Annotated in this window: 18 protein-coding genes; 11 read left to right on the top strand and 7 right to left on the bottom strand. The window is 74.1% G+C overall.

Annotated features, from left to right (window positions below; genetic code table 11):
• Positions 1–10 precede the first annotated feature (10 nt).
• A complete protein-coding gene (locus ACTSKS_RS04090; protein WP_020627847.1) occupies positions 11–1,411 on the top strand; it encodes an alpha/beta hydrolase family protein in 1,401 nt (466 codons plus the stop codon).
• 6 nt (positions 1,412–1,417) lie between these two features.
• On the opposite strand, the gene ACTSKS_RS04085 is transcribed toward ACTSKS_RS04090, so the two are convergent.
• Positions 1,418–3,511, bottom strand: coding sequence for a M3 family metallopeptidase (locus ACTSKS_RS04085; protein ID WP_442927310.1), 2,094 nt, complete (start codon positions 3,509–3,511; stop codon positions 1,418–1,420).
• Between the two features lie 99 nt (positions 3,512–3,610).
• On the opposite strand from ACTSKS_RS04085, the gene ACTSKS_RS04080 reads away from it, so the two are divergent.
• The 8 genes from ACTSKS_RS04080 (at position 3,611) to ACTSKS_RS04045 (ending at position 12,650) form a co-directional block, all read left to right on the top strand.
• Positions 3,611–4,372 carry a YebC/PmpR family DNA-binding transcriptional regulator gene (locus ACTSKS_RS04080; protein ID WP_049147641.1) on the top strand — a complete coding sequence of 254 codons (762 nt, stop codon included), beginning with the start codon at positions 3,611–3,613 and terminating at the stop codon, positions 4,370–4,372.
• A gap of 47 nt (positions 4,373–4,419) precedes the next feature.
• A complete protein-coding gene (gene ruvC / locus ACTSKS_RS04075; protein WP_036317938.1) occupies positions 4,420–5,055 on the top strand; it encodes a crossover junction endodeoxyribonuclease RuvC in 636 nt (211 codons plus the stop codon).
• A gap of 80 nt (positions 5,056–5,135) precedes the next feature.
• Positions 5,136–5,780: a Holliday junction branch migration protein RuvA gene (gene ruvA / locus ACTSKS_RS04070; protein WP_049147639.1), complete on the top strand. Its 645-nt coding sequence runs from the start codon at positions 5,136–5,138 to the stop codon at positions 5,778–5,780.
• A complete protein-coding gene (gene ruvB, locus ACTSKS_RS04065) occupies positions 5,777–6,799 on the top strand; it encodes a Holliday junction branch migration DNA helicase RuvB (protein ID WP_095353336.1) in 1,023 nt (340 codons plus the stop codon). The genes ruvA and ruvB overlap by 4 nt, the downstream gene beginning before the upstream one ends.
• Positions 6,800–6,859: 60 nt before the next feature.
• Positions 6,860–7,297: a preprotein translocase subunit YajC gene (gene yajC / locus ACTSKS_RS04060; RefSeq protein WP_442927309.1), complete on the top strand. Its 438-nt coding sequence runs from the start codon at positions 6,860–6,862 to the stop codon at positions 7,295–7,297.
• 70 nt (positions 7,298–7,367) lie between these two features.
• Positions 7,368–9,188, top strand: coding sequence for a protein translocase subunit SecD (gene secD, locus ACTSKS_RS04055; RefSeq protein WP_442927308.1), 1,821 nt, complete (start codon positions 7,368–7,370; stop codon positions 9,186–9,188).
• Positions 9,185–10,225, top strand: a complete 1,041-nt coding sequence (secF, locus tag ACTSKS_RS04050; RefSeq protein WP_036317952.1) for a protein translocase subunit SecF — start codon at positions 9,185–9,187, stop codon at positions 10,223–10,225. Before secD ends, secF begins: the two co-directional genes overlap by 4 nt.
• Before the next feature lie 115 nt (positions 10,226–10,340).
• Entirely contained in the window at positions 10,341–12,650 is a 2,310-nt protein-coding gene (locus ACTSKS_RS04045; protein WP_069941678.1) for a RelA/SpoT family protein, read from the top strand.
• An 11-nt stretch (positions 12,651–12,661) separates the two neighbouring features.
• Here ACTSKS_RS04045 and ACTSKS_RS04040 read toward each other — a convergent pair whose 3' ends face one another.
• Positions 12,662–13,279 (bottom strand): hypothetical protein, encoded by a 618-nt coding sequence (locus tag ACTSKS_RS04040; RefSeq protein ID WP_036380977.1) that lies wholly within the window; start codon positions 13,277–13,279, stop codon positions 12,662–12,664.
• 85 nt (positions 13,280–13,364) lie between these two features.
• Positions 13,365–14,903 (bottom strand): DUF349 domain-containing protein, encoded by a 1,539-nt coding sequence (locus ACTSKS_RS04035; protein ID WP_044659821.1) that lies wholly within the window; start codon positions 14,901–14,903, stop codon positions 13,365–13,367.
• Between the two features lie 174 nt (positions 14,904–15,077).
• Here ACTSKS_RS04035 and hisS point away from each other — a divergent pair, with 174 nt between their 5' ends.
• Positions 15,078–16,454 carry a histidine--tRNA ligase gene (gene hisS, locus ACTSKS_RS04030; protein WP_036313678.1) on the top strand — a complete coding sequence of 459 codons (1,377 nt, stop codon included), beginning with the start codon at positions 15,078–15,080 and terminating at the stop codon, positions 16,452–16,454.
• A gap of 60 nt (positions 16,455–16,514) precedes the next feature.
• Here the strand turns inward: hisS and ACTSKS_RS04025 are convergent, their stop codons facing one another.
• A complete protein-coding gene (locus ACTSKS_RS04025; protein WP_044659820.1) occupies positions 16,515–17,807 on the bottom strand; it encodes an APC family permease in 1,293 nt (430 codons plus the stop codon).
• Positions 17,808–17,952: 145 nt separating this feature from the next.
• Here ACTSKS_RS04025 and aspS point away from each other — a divergent pair, with 145 nt between their 5' ends.
• Positions 17,953–19,767, top strand: a complete 1,815-nt coding sequence (gene aspS / locus ACTSKS_RS04020) for an aspartate--tRNA ligase (RefSeq protein WP_044659819.1) — start codon at positions 17,953–17,955, stop codon at positions 19,765–19,767.
• 23 nt (positions 19,768–19,790) lie between these two features.
• Here aspS and dtd read toward each other — a convergent pair whose 3' ends face one another.
• The 3 genes from dtd to ACTSKS_RS04005 all read right to left on the bottom strand — a co-directional run bounded on the left by dtd (position 19,791) and on the right by ACTSKS_RS04005 (position 22,757).
• Complete coding sequence (gene dtd / locus ACTSKS_RS04015) at positions 19,791–20,243, bottom strand: D-aminoacyl-tRNA deacylase (RefSeq protein WP_044659818.1); 453 nt, start codon at positions 20,241–20,243, stop codon at positions 19,791–19,793.
• A 44-nt stretch (positions 20,244–20,287) separates the two neighbouring features.
• Positions 20,288–22,027 (bottom strand): choice-of-anchor I family protein, encoded by a 1,740-nt coding sequence (locus tag ACTSKS_RS04010; RefSeq protein ID WP_044659817.1) that lies wholly within the window; start codon positions 22,025–22,027, stop codon positions 20,288–20,290.
• A 139-nt stretch (positions 22,028–22,166) separates the two neighbouring features.
• Positions 22,167–22,757, bottom strand: coding sequence for a DUF1697 domain-containing protein (locus tag ACTSKS_RS04005; RefSeq protein WP_044659816.1), 591 nt, complete (start codon positions 22,755–22,757; stop codon positions 22,167–22,169).
• Positions 22,758–22,766: the final 9 nt, after the last annotated feature.

The raw sequence follows: 22,766 nt of genomic DNA, 5'->3' as shown, positions 1-22,766 counted from the left end.
AATGGCGCGCATGGCCGCACGACCCCGCCGTCCCCGTCCCCACCCCGCCGACCTGCCGCCCGCCCTGGCCGCCGCCGTCACCGTGGCAGCCCGGCGGGCCGGGGGTCGCGACTCCCGCGTCCGCCGAGCGGGCCGCCTGGTCCGCCGCGGAGTCACCGGATCGGTGCGCGGCGGCGTGGCCGTGGCCTCCCCGGTGGCCCGCTGGGCCCCGCCCGTGCTCAGCGTCGCCGCGGCCTCTGCCTTCGTGCTGGCCGGGGCGAGCTCGGCGCTCGCGGGCGTGTTCGCCCGCACCGTGGTGACCCCCGTGCGCCGCCACGCCGAGTCCACGCCGATCCTCGCCGTCGTCGACACGCCCGCCGGGCAGGACGTGATCCTGCAGGCCGACGAGTACACCACCGTGCCCGGCCAGTACTCCCTCACGTTCGACGACGGTGCCGGATGCGCCCGGATCGGGGAGATCACCTCCTTCGACCCCCGGGACGGCACGGTGCAGCGCGCGGTCGAGGAGGTCTTCTCCGGCGATCTGACGACGGCGACCCGGGGCCGGTTCACCGGCTTCGTCTACCCGACCCCCGCCGACGCCGGGCTCGACGCCGAGGACGTGCAGGTGCCGGTGCCCGGCGGCCACGCCCGCGCATGGCGCATCGAGCCGGACCCCAGCGAGGACGGCGAACCCCGTCCCGCGGAGGGGCTGTGGGCGGTGATGGTCCACGGCCGCGGCGCGCGCCGCAACGAGGGCATCCGCGCCGTGCCGACCGCCCGCCGCCTGGGCATGACATCGCTGCTGATCTCCTACCGCAACGACGGCGACGCCCCGGACGCCGCCGACGCCCGCTACGGGCTCGGCACCACCGAATGGGAGGACGTCGAGGCGGCCATCCGCTACGCCCTCGACCACGGCGCCCGGGACGTCGTCCTCTTCGGCTGGTCCATGGGCGGGGCCGTGGTGCTGCAGACCGTGGACCGCTCCCCGCTGGCCCCGCACGTGCGCGGCGTGGTCCTGACGGGCCCCGTCATCGACTGGGTGGACGTGCTGCGCCACCAGGCCCGGCTCAACCGGATCCCCGAAGCCGTGGGCCTGCTCGGCCAGTGGCTGCTGGCCAACCGGGCCGGCCGGTTCATCACGGGCCTGGCCGCCCCCGTGGACCTCAAGGCCCTGGACTGGGTGACCCGCGCCGACCACGTGCGCGTGCCCACGCTGATCCTGCACTCCGAGGACGACGAGTACGTGCCCGTCGGCCCCTCGCAGGACCTGGCCGAGCGCAACCCGGACCTGGTCCGGTTCGTCCGCTTCCACCAGGCCCGCCACACCCGCGAGCAGAACGTGGACCCGCGCAAGTGGGACACCACCGTGCGCGGCTGGCTGCGCGCCGTGCTCAGCGCCCCCCGCCCCGGCGGCCGGGGGCGCTGACCGCGCTCAGGCCGCGGCGTCCGCCAGCCCCCGACGGCGCAGCAGCGGCTCGAGCTCGGCGTCCCGGCCACGGAACGCGCGGTAGGACTCCAGCAGGTCACGCGTGTCGCCCCGCGAGAGCAGCTCGTCCGCGAACCGGCGGCCGTTCTCCCGCGTCATCCCGCCGTGCTCGCGGAACCACTCCACGGCGTCCGCGTCCAGCACCTCGGCCCACACGTAGGAGTAGTACCCGGCCGCGTAGCCGCCGCCGAAGATGTGCTTGAAGTAGCCGGTGCCGTAGCGCGGAGGCACCAGGTCCGGGTCGATGCCCGCCTCGGTCAGCACCCGGCGCTCGAACGCGGCCGGGTCGGCCGTGGCGGCGTCCACCGTCTCCTCCGTCAGCGAGTGCCAGGCCCAGTCCACGAGCGCCGCGCCCAAATACTCGACCGTGCGGTGCCCCTCGCCCCACAGGTCCGCCGCCTCGAGCCGCTCCAGCGTCCCCGCCGGCAGCGGCTCGCCCGACTCCACGTGCCGCGCGTACGCGGCCAGCAGGGACGGCTCGCGCAGCCACACCTCGTTGACCTGCGACGGGAACTCGACGACGTCGCGCGGCACGTTCGTCCCGGTGAGCGAGGCGTACTCGCCCCGGGCCAGCAGCCCGTGCAGGGCGTGGCCGAACTCGTGGAACAGCGTCGTGGCCTCATCCAGCGTCAGCAGGGCCGGACGCCCCGCCGCCGGGGCCGGCACATTCATCGTGGTGAACACCACCGGGCGCTCGCCCAGGGCGTCCGCCATGTCCCGCACCGTGTGCATCCAGGCACCGCCCGACTTGGTCGGCCGCGCGAACAGGTCCGCGACGAACAGACCCACCCCGGCACCGTCCTCACCCGTCACCTCGAACACCCGGATCCCGGGGCGGTACAGGTGTCGCGCCAGCTCCGGGCGCTCGGCGAACGTGAGCCCGTGCAGCGCGGTCGCCGCCGCGAACACGCCCTCGGTCAGCACCCGGTCCAGCTCGAAGTACGGGCGCAGGGCGTCCGCGTCCACCGCGAACTCCTCCCGCGCGTACGCCGCGGACAGCGCCGGCCAGTCCCATGGGGCCACCTCGGCGTCCGTCCGGCCCGCGTGCGCCGCCGCCGTCGCCGCGTCCGCCCGCGCGTTGGCCATCGCCCGCGGCGCCATCGCGGCCAGCAGCTCCTCCACGGCCGCCGTCGACGGCGCCGCCCGGTCCTTCAGCGCCTGCTCGGCCCAGCTCTGCGCCCCCAGCAGCCGCGCCTTGCGCAGCCGCAGCCGCACCATCGCCATCGCCGTCGTCAGCGTCTCGTGCTCCCCGGCCCCGCCCCGGCCCGTCGACGCCTCGAACACCTCGCGCCGCATCCCCTCGTCCTGCAGGGACGCCAGCCACGGCTGCGACGTGAACAGGGACAGCGTCAGCAGCCACGGGCCCGCCGCCGCGTCCCCGTCCCCGTGCCCCGCCTCGGCGGCCGCCCCCGCCGCCGCGGCCAGGTCGTCCTCGCTCAGACCGGCCAGGCGCTCGCGGTCCGTGACGAGCACGGCGCGGGCCGCGGTGTCCGCGACGAGGCGGCGCGTGTAGGCGGCCGAGAGGGACGCCAGCTCCGTGTTGATCCCGCGCAGCTCCTCGCGCGCGGCGTCGTCCAGGTCCGCCCCCGCCAGGGAGAGGCGCAGGCGCAGCGCCTCCAGCAGGCGGGCGTCCTCGCCCGTGAGGCCGCCGTCGTCGATCGCCGCGACGCGCGCCACCAGCCGCGGGTCCAGCAGGATCGCGTCCTCGTGGGCCGCGAGCTCGGGGGAGAGCTCCTCGGCCAGGGCCTGCCGCGCGTCCGTGCCGTCCGAGCCGACGAGCGTGAAGAACATGGCGGCGGAGCGGCGCAGCAGCTGGCCGGACAGCTCGAGCGCGCGGACGGTGTTCTCGAAGGTCGGCGCCGTGGCCGCCCCGAGGATCTGGTCGACCTCGGCGCGCTGGGCCGCCATCCCCGCGCGCACGGCCTCGGCCAGCTGCGCGTCGGAGACGGCGGAGAAGTCGGGCAGCCCGTAGGGCAGGTCGGAGGGGGTCGCCAGCGGGTGGTCGGCGGGCAGGACGGAGGGCGCGGAGGTGTGGGTCATGGGCGCGAGTGTAGTCAGCCGTGATCCGCGCCACCCCACCGGGCGTCGCTAGACTGGGCGGTCGAGCCAGCAGACGAGATCCAGACCTGAGGAGGCGTGATGGCAGGACATTCCAAATGGGCGACCACCAAGCACAAGAAGGCCGTCATCGACGCGCGGCGCGCCAAGGCGTTCGCGAAGTACATCAAGAACATCGAGGTCGCGGCACGTGCCGGCGGACCCGACGTCGCCGGCAACCCCGCCCTCGACCTGGCCGTGTCCAAGGCCAAGAAGGCCTCGGTGCCCAACGACAACATCGACCGCGCCGTCAAGCGCGGCGCCGGCCTGACCGGCGAGGTCATCGACTACGCCGAGATCATGTACGAGGTCCGCGGCCCCCAGGGCTCGGCGCTGCTGGTCGAGTGCCTGACCGACAACAAGAACCGCGCCGCCGCGGACGTGCGCGCGGCCGTCACCCGCAACGGCGGCACCATGGCGGACTCCGGCTCCGTCTCCTTCCTCTTCGAGCGCAAGGGCCTCGTGCGCCTGCCCACCGAGGGCAACACCGAGGACGGCCTGCTCGAGGCCGTGCTCGAGGGCGGCGCGGACGCCGAGGAGGTCGTCGTCTCCGGCGACTCCTTCGAGATCCTCTCGGACCCCTCCGACCTGCAGTCCGTGGCCAAGGCCCTCGACGAGGCGGGCGTGGAGTACGAGTCCGACGAGCTCGAGTTCGTCCCCACCATGAAGGTGGACCTGGACGCGTCGGGCGCCCGCACCTTCCTCAAGCTGGCCGATGCGCTCGAGGACCTCGACGACGTCCAGAACGTCTTCTCGAACGTGGACATCGCCCCCGAGGTCCTCGCCGAGCTCGACGAGGACTGATCGCGCTGAGCGCGCGCCGGCCCGCCGACGTCGTCCGGATCCTCGGGGTGGACCCGGGGCTCACCCGCTGCGGGATCGCCGTGGTGGACGTGGACGCGCGACGGCGGGCCGCGCTCGTCCACGTCGAGGTCACGGGCACCCCGCCCACCGCCCCCCTGGACCAGCGCCTCCTGCGCATCGACGAGGCCGTCTCCGCGGTCCTCGCCGCGCACCGGCCCGATCGCGCCGCCGTCGAGCGCATGTTCGCGAACACGAACACGCCGACCGTGCTGGGCACGGCCCAGGCCGCGGGCGTGGCGATCGCCGCGGCCGCGCGCGCCGGCGTCCCCGTGGGCCTGCACACCCCCTCCGAGGTCAAGGCCGCCGTCACCGGACACGGCGATGCGGGCAAGGAGCAGGTCACCACGATGGTCACCCGGATCCTCCGCCTCGACGCCCCGCCGCGCCCGGCCGACGCGGCCGACGCCCTCGCCTTGGCCATCGCCCACGGCTGGCGCGGCACCGCCCTCGGCGCGGCCGCCGGCCAGACCGGCCTCGACACCGCAGACCTCGCCTCCCGGGCGGGGCGCTCGCAGTTCGCCGCCAAGGCGCCCGCGCGCGCCCGCCCGCGGGGCCAGCTCACCGCCGCGCAGCGGGCCTGGCTCGACGCCGAGCGCTCGGCGGGCGGCGGGCGTCGCCGGTAGGCCGCTGCCGGGCCGGCGTTCGATGATATGTTCGAATCCGCGCCGACCGGCGTCCGTCCGTCCCGACAGGAGGGCCCCTCATGATCGCCTCGCTCAGCGGCACCGTCGAGCACGTGGCCCTCGACCGGGCGGTCATTGCCGTCGGCGGCCTGGGTGTGCAGTTCTCCGCCACCCCGCAGACGCTGTCCACCCTGCACGAGGGCCGGCCGGGGGCGGTGCAGACCCACCTCGTGGTCAAGGAGGACGCCCTGACCCTCTACGGCTTCGCGGACCGCGACGAGCGCGAGGTGTTCGAGGTGCTCATCACGGCCAACGGCGTGGGTCCCCGCCTCGCCCTGGCGATCCTCTCCGTCCACCACCCCGAGACCGTGCGCCGGGCGGTCACCGAGGAGGACGAGAAGACCCTCACCCGCGTGCCCGGCATCGGGCCGAAGATGGCGCGCAAGATCATCGTCGAGCTCTCCGGCCGCCTCGCGCCCACCGGGGAGCCGGTGCCCGAGGCGGAGGCCGAGGCGAGCGCCGAGCCGACCGTCGAGGCGCTCTGGCACGCCGACGTCGTGCAGGCGATGGCCGGCCTGGGCTGGTCCGAGAAGGAGGCGCTCAAGGCCGTCGAGGCCACCGTGGCGGCCCGCCCGGAGCTGGACGAGGGCCGCGACGTCGCCGCGCTGCTGCGCGCCACCCTGCGCGACGTCGGCATGGCCGGCGCGGTGCGAGGCGGGCGATGAGCGCGGAGTCCTCACCGCTGTCCGCGGCGGCCGTCGACCCGGAGGAGCGCCGGCTCGAGGTCGCGCTGCGCCCCAAGCACCTGGACGAGTTCGTGGGCCAGATGCGCGTGCGCGAGCAGCTGGACCTCATGCTCGCCTCCGCCCGGCTGCGGGACCGCGCCGCGGACCACGTCCTGCTCTCCGGCCCGCCCGGGCTCGGCAAGACCACGCTGGCGATGATCGTGGCCGCGGAGATGAACGCCCCCCTGCGGCTGTCCTCCGGCCCCGCGATCCAGCACGCGGGCGACCTCGCGGCCATCCTGTCCTCGCTCACCGAGGGCGAGGTGCTCTTCCTCGACGAGATCCACCGGATGTCCCGCCCGGCCGAGGAGATGCTCTACATGGCCATGGAGGACTTCCGCGTGGACATCGTGGTGGGCAAGGGCGCCGGCGCCACCTCGATCCCGCTCGAGCTGCCGCCCTTCACGCTCGTGGGCGCCACCACGCGGGCCGGCCTCCTGCCGGGGCCGCTGCGCGACCGCTTCGGCTTCACGGGCCACCTGGACTTCTACACCGAGGAGGAGCTCGAGCGCGTCCTGCGCCGCTCCGCCCTGCTGCTGGACATGCGGCTGGCCACGGAGGGGTACCGGCAGATCGCCCGGCGCTCGCGCGGCACCCCGCGCATCGCCAACCGGCTGCTGCGCCGGGTGCGGGACTGGGCGCTCGTGAAGGGGCTGGCCGAGGTCGGCCCGCACGACGCCGCCGCCGCCCTGGACATGTACGACGTCGACGGGCGGGGCCTGGACCGGCTCGACCGGTCCGTGCTCACCGCCCTGTGCACCACGTTCGGCGGCGGGCCCGTGGGGCTCAGCACGCTGGCCACCGCCGTGGGGGAGGAGGCCGAGACCGTGGAGACCGTGGCCGAGCCCTTCCTCATCCGCGAGGGCATGGTGGCGCGCACCCCCCGTGGCCGCGTCGCGCTGCCGGGGGCCTGGGAGCACTTGGGCCTCGCCGCTCCGGAGGCCACGCCGGGGCCGTGACGCCCAGGGCGGGCCCCTACACTGGACAGGCCCGCCCACCCCGAGCATCAGGAGTCCCCCATGCCCGTCGCCACCGCCGCGACCCTGCCCGTGATCGCCCAGCAGGCCCAGGGGGGTGGCGGCAGCCTGCTCATGCTCATCGCCTTCGCCCTGCTCGCGGTGATGCTCTTCCTCTCCTTCCGCAAGGGCAAGAAGATGCAGCAGCAGCAGGCGCAGATGCGCAGCACCCTCGCCCCGGGCGTCGAGGTCATGACCGGCGCCGGCATCTTCGGCACCGTCGTGGCCGTGGACGCCGAGGCCCAGCGGGTGACGCTGGAGACCGCCCCGGGCACGCGCATGGACGTGCACCTGCAGGGCGTCACCACCGTCGTGGAGCCCGAGACGGCCGCCGCGGCCGCCGCGCCCACCACGGACCCGTCGCGTCGGGATGACGCCCCCGGCACCGAGTACCGCGCCGACGACGCCGACCCGCGTCCGCGCCGCGACGACCTGGCCTGAGGCCCACCCACCCCTGCACACGCGGCCCCGCCTGGCGGGGCCGCTCGAATGTGACGGAAGCACCTGAGCAATGGCGAAGAGAACACCCACCGGCTCCGCCGGGCGCACCCTGGCCTGGCTGGCCGCCCTCCTCGTGGTCCTGGCCGCGATCCTCGGCGGGGGCGTGGCCTCCGGCGCGGCCTCCTGGGCTCCCAAGCTCGCCCTCGACCTCGAGGGCGGCACGCAGATGGTGCTGGCCCCCCAGACCTCGACGGACGAGTCCGTCACCCCCGAGCAGCTGGACCAGGCCGTGGAGATCATCCGCCAGCGTGTGGACGGCTCCGGCGTGGCCGAGGCGGAGGTCGCCACGCAGGGCTCCCAGAACGTGGTCGTCTCCCTGCCCGGGGTCCCGGACGAGGAGACCCGCCGCCTGATCCAGGCGTCCGCGGACATGCAGTTCCGCCCCGTGCTGCAGTCCGGCCCGGGGGAGGCCACCCCCGAGGACCAGCGCCTGCCAGAAGACCAGCTGCCGAAGCCCGACGGGGAGCCGGCGGACGCCTACGACCCGAACTGGGTCACCCCGGCCCTGCTGGCCGAGTTCCAGGCCACGGACTGCACCGCCCCGCGGGACCCGGCCGCGCCCCCGCCGCCGTCCGACCGGGCGATCGTCGCCTGCCAGCCCTCCGAGGAGCTCGCCGACGGCGCCGTCACGCCGGCCCAGAAGTACATCCTGGGCCCCGTGGTCATCCCGGGCACCCAGATCAAGGGCGCGTCCAACGGCATGGCCCAGGCCCAGGGCGGCGTCTCCACCAACCAGTGGGTCGTCAACATCGAGTTCGACGAGGAGGGCACCAAGGCCTTCACGGAGGTCACCCAGAAGCTCACCCCGTACCCCGAGGGCGACCCGCGCAAGCAGTTCGCGATCCTGCTGGACGGGGACGTGATCTCCGCGCCGCAGTCCAACGTGGTCATCACCAACGGCAGCGCGCAGATCAGCGGCCCCACCCTGAACGAGCAGACGACGGCGCAGTTGGCCGAGCAGCTCAACTACGGCTCCCTGCCGATCTCCTTCTCGATCGAGTCCGAGCAGCAGATCTCCGCCACGCTCGGCCGGGACCAGCTCTTCTGGGGCCTGATCGCCGGCCTGATCGGCCTCGGCCTCGTGGCCGTGTACCAGTTCTTCCAGTATCGGGCCCTGGGCCTGCTGACCTTCGCCTCGATCATCGTGGCGGGCGTGCTGACGTGGCTGACCATCGCGATCCTGGGCTGGACGGACAACTACCGCCTGTCCCTCGCGGGCATCGCCGGGCTCATCGTGGCGATCGGTCTGACGGCGGACTCGTTCATCGTCTACTTCGAACGCATCAAGGACGAGCTGCGCGCGGGCCACACCGTGCCCGTCGCCGTGCACGAGGGCTGGAAGCGCGCCCGGCGGACGATCACCGCGTCCAAGGCCGTGAACCTGCTGGCCGCCGTCGTGCTGTACTTCGTGGCCGTCGGCAACGTGCGCGGCTTCGCGTTCACCCTCGGCCTCACCGCGATCGCCGACCTGATCGTGGTGTTCATGTTCACCCACCCGCTCATGGTGCTGTTGGCCCAGACCCGCTTCGTGGGCGAGGGACACCCGATGTCCGGACTGGACCCGTCGCTGCTGGGCGGGCCGTCCCTGTATCAGGGCGCCGGCCGCTTCCGCGAGCCCGCCCACGCCCCCCGCACCGGGCTCCCGGCGGAGGACTCCGACGAGCCGGCTGACGCGGCGGCCGCCGACGCCCCGCGCCCGCTCGTCGCGACGGGCGCCCCCCGCGCGGGCTCGTCCGCCCGGGGGGGCGGCCGCCGCTCGCGCACCGCGCCGCCCATGACGATCGCCGAGCGACGCCGCGCCGAGCGACGCCGCCAGGAGGAGGACCAGTGAACCGCTTCGCCGACTGGGGCAACGCCCTCTACTCGGGCCGCATCTCCTACCCGTTCATCCAGCGCTGGCGGCGGTGGTTCGCCCTCGCCGCCCTGCTGCTCGTCCTCGCCGGCGGCCTGACCGCCCTCCGCGGTGGCTTCAACCTCGGCATCGAGTTCCGGGGCGGCTCCGAGTTCACCGTCTCGCAGACGGCCTCCACCGACGTGGCCGCGGGCGAGCGCGCCGTGACCGACGTGCTGGCCGACGGCCACGCCACCGTCACGAACGTCGCCCCGGGCACCGTGCGCGTCCAGACCGAGCAGCTCGACGACGCCCAGACCCGAGCCGTGGCCGCGAACCTGCAGGAGGCCTACGGCGTCGGCCAGGACCAGGTGACCTCGACCTTCGTGGGGCCGACCTGGGGCGCCGCGGTGTCGCAGCAGGCCCTGATCGGCCTGGTGATCTTCGTGGTGCTCGTGACCCTGTTCATGGCCGTGTACTTCCGCACCTGGAAGATGTCCCTGGCCGCCGTGCTCGGCATGCTCTACGTGGTCGCGCTGACCGCCGGCATCTACGGCGCCACCGGCTTCGAGATCACGCCGTCGGCCATCATCGGCTTCCTCACGATCCTGTCGTACGCGCTCTACGACACCGTGGTGGTCTTCGACAAGATCCGCGAGAACACGATCGGGGCCGAGGAGGACCCGGAGCGCTCCTTCGTCGAGAACGTGAACCTCGCGGTGAACCAGACGCTCGTCCGGTCCATCACGACCTCCGTCGTCGGCATCCTGCCGGTCGGCTCGATCCTGTTCATCGGCGCGGGGCTGCTCGGTGCCGGCACGCTGCGGGACATCGCGCTCGCGCTGTTCGTGGGCATCATCGTGGGCACCCTGTCCACCCTGTTCCTCCAGGCGCCGCTGTACGCCCTGCTGCGCCGCAACGACCCGGACGTGCGCGACCACGACGCCCGGGCCGCGGCCCGCGCCGCCCGGGAGCGTGCCTCAGAGGCGGTCACCGATCCCGACGTCGCCCCCTGGGACGACGGCGCGCGACTCTGACGGAGCCGCTGCGGCCCCGGTGGTCTTCCTGGGGCGGGGTGGGACGGGCGCGGGTAGACTCGCCGATCATCCCGGCCGGAGCGGTCGGGGCCGCACGAGTCAGGAGGCGTGGCCCATGAGCGAGCAGGACCCCACTCCCGCCCCGGCCCGTCCCGCCCCGGCCCGTCCCGCCCCGGTCCGGCCCCGCAGCCGGATCGCACGCCTGACCGGCCGGCACGCCACCGAGTACTCGCCCCTGCTCGAGCCGCTGATGCGCACCGTGCGGCAGCGAGCCACCAAGACCGAGCTGGCCGAGATCGTCCGCGCCTTCGAGGTCGCCCGCGCGGCACACGAGGGGCAGATGCGGCGCTCCGGGGACCCGTACATCACCCACCCCGTCGCGGTCGCCACGATCCTCGCCGAGATCGGCGTGACGGGCCCGACGCTCCTGGCGGCCCTGCTGCACGACACCGTCGAGGACACGGACTACTCCCTGGAGCGCCTCCGCGCCGACTTCGGCTCCGAGGTCGCCCTCCTCGTGGACGGCGTGACCAAGCTGGACAAGGTGACCTACGGCGCCGCGGCGCAGGCCGAGACCGTGCGCAAGATGGTCATCGCGATGGCCCAGGACGTGAACGTCCTGCTCATCAAGCTCGCCGACCGGCTGCACAACGCGCGGACGTGGCGGTACGTCTCCCCGGAGTCCAGCGCCCGCAAGGCCCAGGAGACCTTGGACATCTACGCCCCGCTGGCCCACCGGCTCGGCATGAACACCGTCAAGTGGGAGCTCGAGGACCTCTCCTTCGCCGCCCTCAAGCCCAAGATGTACGCGGAGATCGTGCGCCTCGTGGGGGAGCGCAACCCGGAGCGGGAGAAGCACATCGCGGCGCTGCGCACCGTGATCGAGGAGCACCTGCGCGAGCACCGGATCCGGGCGACCGTCACCGGACGGCCGAAGCACTACTACTCGATCTACCAGAAGATGGTGACGCGCGGGAAGGACTTCGACGACATCCACGACCTCACGGGCATCCGGGTGCTCGTGGACTCCGTGCGTGACTGCTACGCCGTGCTCGGCGTCATCCACGCGCGCTGGAACCCGGTCCCGGGCCGGTTCAAGGACTACATCGCGGTCCCGAAGCTCAACATGTACCGCTCCCTGCACACCACGGTGATGGTGCCGGGCGGCAAGCCGGTGGAGATCCAGATCCGCACGCAGGAGATGCACCGCCAGGCCGAGTACGGCGTCGCCGCGCACTGGCGGTACAAGGCCCAGGTCGCCGGCCAGGCGCCGGTGCAGGCCACGCCGGCCTGGCTGCGCTCGGTGATGGACTGGCAGGCGGACACCCGGGACCCGGACGAGTTCCTCGCCTCGCTGCGCACCCAGATCGGGGCGGACGAGGTGTACGTCTTCACGCCGAAGGGGGAGATCCGCACCCTGCCGGCCGGCTCCACGCCCGTGGACTTCGCCTACGCCATCCACACCGACGTCGGCCACCGCACCATCGGCGCCCGGGTCAACGACAAGCTCGTCCCGCTGTCCACGCCGCTCAGCCACGGCGACACCGTGGAGGTCTTCACCTCGCGCGCCGAGGACGCGGGGCCGAGCCGGGATTGGCTGGGCTTCGTGGTCTCGCCGCGGGCCCGGTCCAAGATCCGTCACCACTTCGCCACGCAGCGCCGCGACGAGCAGGCCGACCGGGGACGCGAGTCGCTGACCCGTCAGCTGCGCAAGGCCGGCATGGCCGTGCAGCAGGTGCTCGGCGGCGAGGAGCTGGTGCAGGTGGCCACGGATCTCGGCTACGCGGACCTCGACGGGCTGTTCGTGGCCCTCGGCGACGGCCACGTGTCCGCCCAGTCCGTGCAGGAACGCGTCGCGGAGCGCCTCGCTCCGCCGACGTCGACGCAGGCCGAGCCGGAGGGCGAGCTGACCGTCGGCGAGGTGGACCTGCAGGAGCTGGTCCCGGCCCAGTCGCGGCGCGCCCCCGCGCGGGCCACCAACGACGCCGGCGTGCTCGTGGACGGCGACGGCGGCGTCATGGCCAAGCTGGCACGGTGCTGCAACCCGGTGCCGCCGGACGCCATCGACGGGTTCGTCACCCGCGGCTCCGGGGTCTCCGTGCACCGGGTCGACTGTCCCAACCTGGCGACCCTGCTCGCGCAGGAGCCGGAGCGCCGCACCCCGGTCAGCTGGGCGCCGTCGCGGGACACCGTCTACCTGGTGGAGATCCAGATCGAGGCGCTGGACCGCAAGTCGCTGCTCTCCGACGTCACCCGGGTCCTCTCCGAGAACCACGTGAACATCCTCTCGGCCTCCGTGAACACCACCCGCGACCGCGTGGCGATGAGCCGGTTCGTCTTCGAGATGGGCGACCCCCGGTTCCTCGGCCACGTGATCGACGCGGTGCGCCGCATCGACGGCGTCTTCGACGTGCACCGCACCTGAGCCTCCCGGCCTCAGTCGGGGACGTCCAGCGCCGCCAGCAGCGCGCCCAGCCGGCGCCGGGCCGCCACGACGCCGGCACGGCGGGTCCGGCGGGCCAGCCGCTCCCGCAGCCCGGCGGCGCCGTGGGCGCCGATCACGGCGGCCGCGCGCCGCGCCGCATCCGGGTCGGCGCTGAGCAGCAGGTCTTCGACTGTCCGGGCGGGCGTCGTGACCCGCACGGGGCCGAAGCGGAGCACGTCGTGCTCGGCGGGGGCGACGCCCGTGGCATCGGCCGCGACGTCCGACTGCGTGAGCGTCCAGGGCAGCAGGCCCCCGCCGGCGGGGCGCCGGTGGAAGTGCGGCACGGCCGCGTGCAGCCGCCCGGGCGCCGCGCCGCCGGCCAGGATCCAGGCCGCCGACGGGCCGATCGCGGTCCAGCCGGCGGCCAGGAGCGGGCCGCCGAGGGTCCACAGGGCAGCGGCCCGGACCGCGGGATCGTCCGCGGCGTCCGGCCGCGCCCACACCCCGGGCAGCAGCGGCCGCACGGCGCCCCGCGCGCCGAGCGCCTGCAGCTCCGGCTCCGTGAAGGGGTCGCCCGCCAGCACGAGTGCCCCGGTCGGGGCGGTCTCCTCGATCGTCACGGTCGTCATGCCCGGATCCTGCCAGAGACGGGGACGCCCCCGCGGCCGCCTGTGGACAGGCGGGCCGCGGGGGCGTGCTCGAGACGGGTGGGGCTCAGCGGAGCTCGGAGGCCGAGGCCTCGAGGGCCTGCTTCCACTGCAGGCGCGCGTCGAGCGCCTCCTGGGCCTTCTTGACGGCGCGCTGGTCGCCCCGGGCCTGGGCCCGGGCGAGATCCGCCTCGAGCCCCGCGATGGTCTCCTCGAGCTGCGTGAGGGCGGAGTTCGTGCGGGCCTTGGTCTCCGGGTCGGTGCGGCGCCAGTGCTCGTTCTCCGCCTGCTTGAGGGCGTCCTCGAGCTTGCGGAAGCCCTCCTCCATCCGGCGGACGTCCCCGCGGGGCACGCGGCCGGCATCCTCCCACCGCCCGCGCAGCTCGTTGAGCGCGCGCCGTCCGGCCTTGACGTCCGTGAACGGGAGCAGCTTCTGGCCGTCGGCGAGGATCTGCTCCTTCACCTTCAGGTTGGCCCCGTACTCGCGGTCGATCTCCTGGTTCGCGGCCTTGCGGGCGGCGAAGAAGACGTCCTGGGCGGCGCGGAAGCGGGCCCAGAGGGCGTCGTCCTCCTTGCGGGAGGCCCGGGGGGCGCGCTTCCACTCGTCCATCAGGTCGCGGTACTTGCCGGCGGTCACGCCCCAGTCGGTGGAGGTGGACAGCTCCTCGGCACGGGCGATGAGACGCTCCTTGACCTGCTTGGCCTCGGCCGAGGCGGCGTCCAGCCGGGAGAAGTGGGCGCGGCGGGTCTTGTCGAACGCGGTGCGGGCGCCGCGGAAGCGCTTCCACAGGTCGTCCTCGACCGACTTGGCCAGACGCGGACCGGCCTTCTGGGCGGCCTTCCACTCCTCGAACAGCTCCGTCATGCGCTTGGACGCGGTCTTCCAGGGCATCCGCTCGGCCGGGGTCTGGGCGAAGGTCTCGGCCTCGGCGACGATGGCCTCGCGGGTGGCCAGCTGCTCGGCCTGGGCGGCCTGCCGGGCCTCCTGTTCCGCGGCGCGGTAGTCGCCCAGGAGGGTCTCCAGGGCCGCCAGGCGGGTGCGGAGGGCGTCCATGTCGCCGACCATGTGGCGCTCGTTCACCGCGGTCGTCATCTGACCCAGCGCCCGGCCCAGCTCACCCGAGGGGGCGCCGGCGGCGATGCGCTGCTCGAACAGGGCCATCTGGGCGCGCACGTCGTCGTACTTGCGCACGAAGTACGCCAGCGCGTCCTCGGTGCTCGCGTCCGGCACCTGGCCGACCGCGTGCTCCTCCTGCCCGTCCAGCAGCGTGACGTGGCCGTCCTCGCTCACCCGGGCGAACCTGGCGGCCTCCTCCACCGGGGTGGGCGGCACGGTCGGGGCCACGACGGGGGCCGGGGCGACGGACGCGGCGGCGGGCGTCGCGGGGCGCACGGCGGCCGGGCTGGCCTTCTTCATCGCGGCCGGGGAGGGCACGGCGGGCGTCTCGGCGGGCTGGGAGGAATCACCGTGCGCCGGGGCGTCGGGGACGATCTCGGGGACGGGCCGGGCCTCGGCGGGCACGGTCGTATCGGCGGCCTCGGCCGACGCGGGGGTGGACTCGGTGGCGGGGGACTGCTGGTCGTCGGGCTGCATGTGATTGGTCACCGCTGGAACTCTCCCTGACTGCGCCGGCACGCAGTCGTCGAGGGATGCGGCCGGTCGGGATGGACACGAACAGGGCCAGCGTACCGGGCCGGACAGCGCCCGCGCCTAGAATGGGCCGGTGCGCCGGCGGGGGACCGTCGCGCGTCCCCGCCGTCGTCGTCTCGAAGGATCGCCATGTCCCGCAAGGCCTCCCTGTCCGGTTTCCACGAGTGGCTGCCCGCCGAGCGGCTCGTGGAGCAGCACGTGCTCGACACGCTGCGGCGGACCTTCGAGCTGCACGGGTTCGCCGGCATCGAGACCCGTGCCGTGGAGACCCTGGGCCAGCTGCTGCGCAAGGGCGAGGTGGACAAGGAGGTCTACGCGGTCTCGCGCCTGGCCGAGGACGAGGAGGTCGCCGCGGGCCTGCGCGATCCCAAGGACCCGGCCGACCCCAAGCGCCTGGCCCTGCACTTCGACCTCACCGTGCCGTTCGCCCGCTACGTCGTGGAGAACGCCGGCCACCTCGCCTTCCCCTTCCGTCGCTACCAGATGCAGAAGGTCTGGCGCGGGGAGCGCCCTCAGGAGGGCCGCGCCCGCGAGTTCACCCAGGCGGACATCGACGTCGTCGGCGACGGCGCCCTCTCGCCCCGGTACGACGCCGACGTCGCACTGGTGATGGCCGAGGCGCTCGGCGCCCTGCCGATCGGCGACTTCCTCATCCGCGTGAACAACCGCAAGCTCGCCGAGGGCTTCTACCGGGGCATCGGCCTGGAGGACACCGCCGGCGTGCTGCGCAGCATCGACAAGCTGGAGAAGGTCGGCCCGGAGGAGGTCGCGCGGCTGCTCCAGGAGGAGGTCGGCGCGAGCCCCGAGCAGGCTGCGCAGGCGCTGGCCCTGGCGGACATCCGCACGTCGGACACCTCGTTCGTCGAGCGGGTCCGCGCCCTGGGGGTGACCCACGAGCTGCTCGAGGAGGGGCTGACCGAGCTGGCCGACGTCGTCGCCACCCTGCACCGCCGCGCCCCCGGGCGCGCCGTGGCGGACCTGTCCATCGCGCGCGGCCTGGACTACTACACGGGCACCGTCTACGAGACCGTCCTGGTGGGCCACGAGCAGCTCGGCTCGATCTGCTCGGGCGGCCGCTACGACGCGCTCGCGTCCAAGGGGAACCGCGTGTTCCCCGGTGTCGGACTGTCCATCGGCGTGACGCGGCTGGTGATGCGCATGCTGTCCCAGCAGATGGCCGTGGCCTCCCGCTCCGTGCCGACCGCGGTGTACGTGGCGCTGACGGCGGACGAGGACTGGTCCGAGGCCCAGGACGTCGCGGCCCTGCTGCGGGAGCGCGGCATCCCCGCGGAGGTCGCGGTGTCCGCGGAGAAGTTCGGCAAGCAGATCAAGTATGCGGACCGCCGCGGCATCCCGTTCGTCTGGTTCATGGGTCGGGACGACGCCGGCGCGCGGGTCCACGAGGTGAAGGACATCCGCTCCGGCGAGCAGCACGCCGCGGACCCGGCCGACTGGACCCCGCCGGCCGAGGACCTGCTGCCGCAGGTCGCCCGCGCGCAGGACTGAGCGGACGCGGCCGCTATGCCGGCCCCGGTGTGCGGCGGCGGTGGGTGTCTGCGCGTCGGGTCACCGGCCCCGGCGCCCGGCCCGCACGAACGCGCGCCCGCCCACCCCGATCAGGAACACGCCCGCCATCGCGGCCACGGACATCGGCGGCAGGCTGAGGGCGAGCAGCAGGCACAGGGCCAGGCCGAGGACGTTGACGGCGCGGGGCACGCGCAGCGGGCGCGGCCGGGCCGGGCGGCGGCCGTCGTCGTCCCCGCGCAGGGTCAGGGCGGACAGGTTCGCCACCGCGTAGTAGACGAGCACGCCGAACGAGCTGAAGCCCACCACGGTGAGGATGTCCGTGGTGAGCAGGAGCAGGATCACGGCCGCGGCCACCGTCAGCTGAGCCGTCCACGGCGTGCCGGTCCCCGCATGGACCCGTGCCAGGGGGCGGGGCAGGTCGGACTCGCGGGCCATGGCCAGGGCGGTGCGGGAGATGCCCGTCAGCAGGTTGAGCATGGCCCCGGCCGCGGCGAGGGCGGCGCCGGCCACCGCCACCCAGCCCCAGCCGGAGCCCAGGGCGGTCTCGAGCAGGTCGCGCACGGGCGCCGGGGACCGGGCCAGCCCGGAGGTCCCGAGGCCCGAGATCAGCGCCGTGGCGAGCAGCAGGTACAACGCCACGGTCACGGCGAGGGCGATCAGGATGGCGCGCGGGATCGTGCGTGCGGGGTCGATGACCTCCTCACCCATGGTGGCCACGCGCGCGTAGCCGGCGAACGCGAAGAACAGGACGCCCGCGCCCATGAGCACGCCCTGCACGGGGGAGTCGACGCCGAGCGCCGCGGCCGAGCCCCCGGGGGCCTCGCGCGCCAGGCCTGCGCCGATGGCCAACACGAGCACGGCGAGCACGGGCACGAGGATCGCCAACGTCGCCTGCGCGGTCCGCGTCACGCCCGCCATCGCCACCCCGGTGAGCACGACGACGGCGGCCACGCCCGTCCACCGGGCCGCGGCGGCGTCGTCGGGGAAGAGGTACAGGCCGAGGGTGGCCGCCATCGCGGCCACCGACGCGGTCTTGCCCGTGACGAAGCCCCAGCCGGCGACGAAGCCGGCCCACGGGTGCAGCTGCCGCCGGCCGTAGACGTAGGCGCCGCCGGACTCGGGGTGGACGGTGGCCAGCTGCGCCGTGGACAGGGCGTTGCACAGGGCCGCGACGGCCGCGACCGCCAGGGCCCCGTACAGCAGGCCGGGGTGGCCGCCGGTGAGCGCGGCCGCCAGGCCGATCGCGGTGAACACGCCCGCGCCGATCATCGAGCCGAGGCCGATCGCGACGGCGTGGAGCAGGGTCAGGCGGCGCTGCAGGGCGGCGGTCATGACGGGGTCCTCCTGGGCTGGGGCAGTGTGGACGGGGCACTAGACTGACGGGAACGGCGCGCGCCCGCCCCGCAGGCGTATCACACGGCGTCGACCATCACATGAACCCCGCACATCGTCCGGCGACCGGACGGAGAGGATCCTCGTGCTGCGCACCCACTCCCTCGGCGAGCTCAACGCCTCGCTCATCGGCCAGACCGTCACCGTCACCGGCTGGGTGGCGCGGCGGCGAGACCACGGCGGCGTGGCCTTCGTGGACCTGCGCGACGCCTCGGGCTTCGCCCAGGTTGTGGTGCGGGACGAGGCGGACTTCGACCCGCTGCGCAACGAGTGGGTTCTGCAGGTCACCGGCACGGTCGAGCGCCGCCCCGAGGGCAACGAGAACCCGAACCTTCCCTCCGGTGAGATCGAGCTGATCGCGGAGACCGTGACGGTGCTCAACACCGCCGCCGCGCTGCCGTTCCAGGTGGACGAGCACGTGGAGGTCGGCGAGGAGGCCCGGCTGCGCCACCGCTACCTCGACCTGCGCCGCCCGCAGCCCTCGCGCATCATGCGCCTGCGCTCCGAGGTCAACCGGACGGCGCGCGAGCTGCTGCACGGCGAGGGCTTCGTGGAGGTCGAGACCCCGACCCTCACGCGCTCGACGCCGGAGGGCGCCCGCGACTTCCTCGTCCCGGCCCGCCTGGCTCCCGGCTCCTGGTACGCCCTGCCGCAGTCGCCGCAGCTGTTCAAGCAGCTGCTGCAGGTGGGCGGGATCGAGAAGTACTACCAGATCGCCCGCTGCTACCGGGACGAGGACTTCCGCGCGGACCGTCAGCCCGAGTTCACCCAGCTGGACATCGAGGCCTCCTTCGTGGAGCAGGATGACGTGATCGCCCTCGGCGAGAAGATCGTCAAGGCCCTGTGGGCCCTCGTGGGCGTGGACGTGCCGACGCCGATCCGCCGCATGACCTACGCCGAGGCCATGGAGAAGTACGGCTCGGACAAGCCGGACCTGCGCTTCGGCCTCGAGCTGACGGACCTGACCGAGTACTTCAAGGACACCCCGTTCCGCGTGTTCCAGAACGAGTACGTGGGCGCCGTCGTGATGCCGGGCGGCGCCTCCCAGGCCCGCCGCACCCTCGACGCGTGGCAGGAGTGGGCCAAGCAGCGCGGCGCCAAGGGCCTGGCCTACGTGCTCATACAGGAGGACGGCGAGCTGACCGGTCCGGTGTCCAAGAACATCTCCGAGGAGGAGAAGGCCGGGCTGGCCGCCGCCGTGGGCGCGAACCCGGGCGACTGCGTGTTCTTCGCCGCCGGCAAGCCGAAGGAGTCCCGCGCGCTGCTGGGTGCGGCCCGCGTGGAGATCGGCCGTCGCTGCGGGCTGTTCACCGACGCCGGTGACGGCGTGGCCGCGAAGGACGCCGACTGGGCGTTCGTGTGGGTCGTGGACGCGCCGATGTTCGAGCCGGCGGCCGACGCCGTGGCCTCGGGCGACGTCGCCGTGGGCGCGGGCGCCTGGACCGCCGTGCACCACGCGTTCACCTCGCCCAAGCCGGAGTTCGCGGACACCTTCGACACCGACCCGGGCTCGGCCCTGGCCTACGCCTACGACATCGTGTGCAACGGCAACGAGATCGGCGGCGGTTCCATCCGCATCCACCGTCAGGACGTGCAGGAGCGCGTGTTCGAGGTCATGGGCCTGTCCCCGGAGGAGGCGAACGAGAAGTTCGGCTTCCTGCTCGAGGGCTTCAAGTACGGCGCCCCGCCGCACGGCGGCATCGCGTTCGGCTGGGACCGCGTGGTCGCCCTGCTGGCCGGCACCGACTCGATCCGCGAGGTCATCGCGTTCCCGAAGACCGGCGGCGGCTTCGACCCGCTGACGGCCGCACCGGCGCCCATCACCGCCCAGCAGCGCAAGGAGGCCGGCGTCGACGCGCAGCCGGAGCCGAAGCAGGCCGAGGCCGAGCCGGGAGCCTGATCCGGGCCCGCGGCGGGCCCGCCTCAGCCGCGCCGCGGACCGGCCAGCTCGTCCGAGTCCACGATCAGCGTGAACGGCCCGGAGTTGGTGAGGGAGACGTCCATCTTCGCGCCGAACACCCCGCGCTCCACGCGCACGCCGGCGGCCTCGAGCTCGGCCGTGAACCGCTCGTAGAGCGGCTCGGCCTGGTTGCCCTTCGCCGCGCGCGTCCAGGACGGCCGCCGGCCCTTCCGCACGTCGCCGTACAGCGTGAACTGGCTGACGACGAGCGCCGGGGCACCGGCGTCGGTGAGGGACCGCTCGCCGTCGAGCATGCGGAGCCCGGCCACCTTGCGGGCCACCTGGACGGCCTCGGCCTCGGTGTCGTCGACGGTCACGCCGAGCAGGATCACCAGCCCCTCGCCCTCGAAGGAGCCGACGACTTTGCCGTCGACGGTCACGGACGCGGAACGGGCGCGTTGCAGAACGGCTCTCATGCAGCCATTCTGCAACGCGCCCGGAACCGGTCCGCGTCAGCGGATCACTGACGACGGGTCGGATTCACCTCGTACACGGTGGTCGAGCCGGAGACCTCGTTGGCGACGATCAGCAGGGCGGTGCCGGAGGGGGACTCGTCGGCCGGCACGAAGGTCAGGCCCTCGGCGCCCATGTCACCCAGGCCGGCCGTGGCGTCGTCGCCCGCGGCATCCCAGTCACGGTCGTTGACGTAGTCCACGTAGGTGGCGTTCCGCGGGTCGGTGATGTCGAAGACCACCACGCCGCCGATGCGCTCGAGGCCCACGAACGCGTAGGTGCGGCCCTGGATCGTGCCCACCACTACGGACTCGGGCTCGGGGCCCTTGTCATCCGAACGGGAGTCCCCGGACGGGGTCTCGTCGTTGTTCGCGTTGAACGCGTGCTCCGGCAGCTCGCCGGCGGCCACGAGCCGGGCGATCTGCTCCTCGATCATGCCGGCGGAGTCGAACAGGCGGGTGCCGTCCGCGGTGTAGATGGAGAAGGACCGGCCGCCCAGTGTGGTCAGGGAGGAGTGGCACTCGCGCTCAGAGTCGTAGCCGAGGTCGGTGAGCACCTTCAGGCGGCCCAGGGCATCCTTCTTCTGCAGGGCCTTGGCCCCCGGGAACTCGGCGGCGCACAGGTCCAGGTCGCTGACGCGCTCGGAGTCGTTGAAGTCGCCCCACTCCCGCCCGTCACCCTCGTTGGCGGTGACGACCAGGTTCTGACCGCGCCAGCGGTACGTGTCGATGCCGTCGGGCATGGGCAGGCCGTCGACCGGCCAGTGGCCCAGCTCGATGCCGCCGTCCTTGTCCGAGGCGTCCAGCACGCCCTCGGTGGACCAATCGGTGGGCGTCAGCGCCCAGAGGTCCTCCAGCGTGGCGGACTTCAGGTCCACGACGGCGACGGCGTTGGCCTCCTGCACGGACACGTAGGCGGTGCGTCCGGTCGGGTCGACGGTGACGTACTCCGGCTCGAGGTTGCGAGCCACCCGACCGGCGGGCTCGTGACCGGCGGGCACCGCCATATCGGGGCCGGAGACGCGCACGCCGGCGGGCAGGGCGGTGCCGGCGTCGTAGGCACGGAAGTCCACGGTGCGCACCGCGTCCTGGGTCAGGCGGGAGAACTGCCGGGCGTTCTTCGGTACGGAGACCACGGAGATCGTGCCCTCCGGGTCGACGGAGAAGTCGTCGGCCGGTTCGCCCTCGTTGGCGACCACCACGTACGCCCCGTTCGGGGAGAAGGCCAGCGAGTCCGGCAGGGCACCCACCCGCACGCCGCCGAGGTAGCGCAGGGTGGTGGTGTCGAAGAACACGACCCAGCCGTGGTCGGTCTTCTCGGCGGCCTCGACGGCGACGGCCATCACACCGCCGGAGACAGCGACGGAGTTCACCGTGGCGCCCTTGTCCGTGACGGAGCCGTCCGCGGTGCGCAGGCCCTCGGCGGAGAGGGTCCGCTCGGCCACGGGGGCGGCGTCGGCGCCCAGGCGCATGACGTCGACGGCGCCGCGCTGCGCATTCACCACGAACAGGCGGCCGGAGACCGCGTCGAAGGCCGGGATCTCGGCGGCGGACTCGCCGAACACGCCGGTCTCGTGGGTGCCGGCGCGGGTGAGCTCGATGCTCTTGCCGGACGGGTTGGCGGCGATGGCGGCGCGCTGGGCCGTGGCCGAGTGCGGGGCGGGCGCGCTGAGGGAGGCCGGGGCGAGGAAGGCCGTGGACAGGGTCGCGGCGGTGACGGCCGTGGCGAGGCGTGCGAGGCGAGGCATGGATGCTCCAGTCAGGGCAGGGAGGCGGAGGACGGGGTCACCCCATCGCACGGATGTGAACGGTCCGTGACGTCCCGGCCAGCGCGCGGTGTCCCGCGGGTGTCGACGCCCCGGACGCCCCGCGTGCCGTCCGCCGAGGTCAGTCCTCGCTCGGCAGCCCCGCGAGCACCCGCACCGTCGTGAGGTTCCGGGCCGTGCCGCGCACCCCGAGCGCCCGGTCGAGGCGGGCCGGAGTGAGCGGGGAGTCGGCGACCCCCGCGGCGCAGCGCATCCACAGCAGCCGTCCCTCCAGGGCCGTGCGATCCGGCCCCGCGGGTCGGTCGTCCCCGTGGTCGAGCGCGGCCAGGGCGGCGGCCGCCTCGGGTGCGGGGTCGTCCTCGAGCACGGTGAGCTGCGTGCGTTTCGGCTCGCCGCCGGCCCAGGGGAGCGCGTCGTGCAGCTCCAGGGCGCGCCGGAGCGTGCCCACGTCCACGAGGACCACGGGGACGTCGAGGCCGCCCTCCTCACGCGCCCGTCGCGCGAACCCCTGCCGCACGCCCTCCGCGGCTGCGTCGGAGGACGCCCGGAACAGGACGTTGCCGCTGGCCAGGTGGGTGGTGACCGCCTCCCCGCCGGCGGCCTGGGCCCAGCGGATCAGCGTGTCCTTGCCGACACGGTTGCTCCGCCCCACGTTGATCCCGCGCAGCAGCAGGACGTGGGTGTGGTCGGTGCGCGGGGCGGCGGGGCTCATGCGGCCATG

It is taken from the genome of Micrococcus sp. TCR-5, assembly GCF_052220525.1.
GTDB classification, from domain to species: domain Bacteria; phylum Actinomycetota; class Actinomycetes; order Actinomycetales; family Micrococcaceae; genus Micrococcus; species Micrococcus luteus.
The sequence above is the reverse complement of the archived record's forward strand: the minus strand, read 5'-3'. Positions and strand labels throughout refer to the sequence as shown.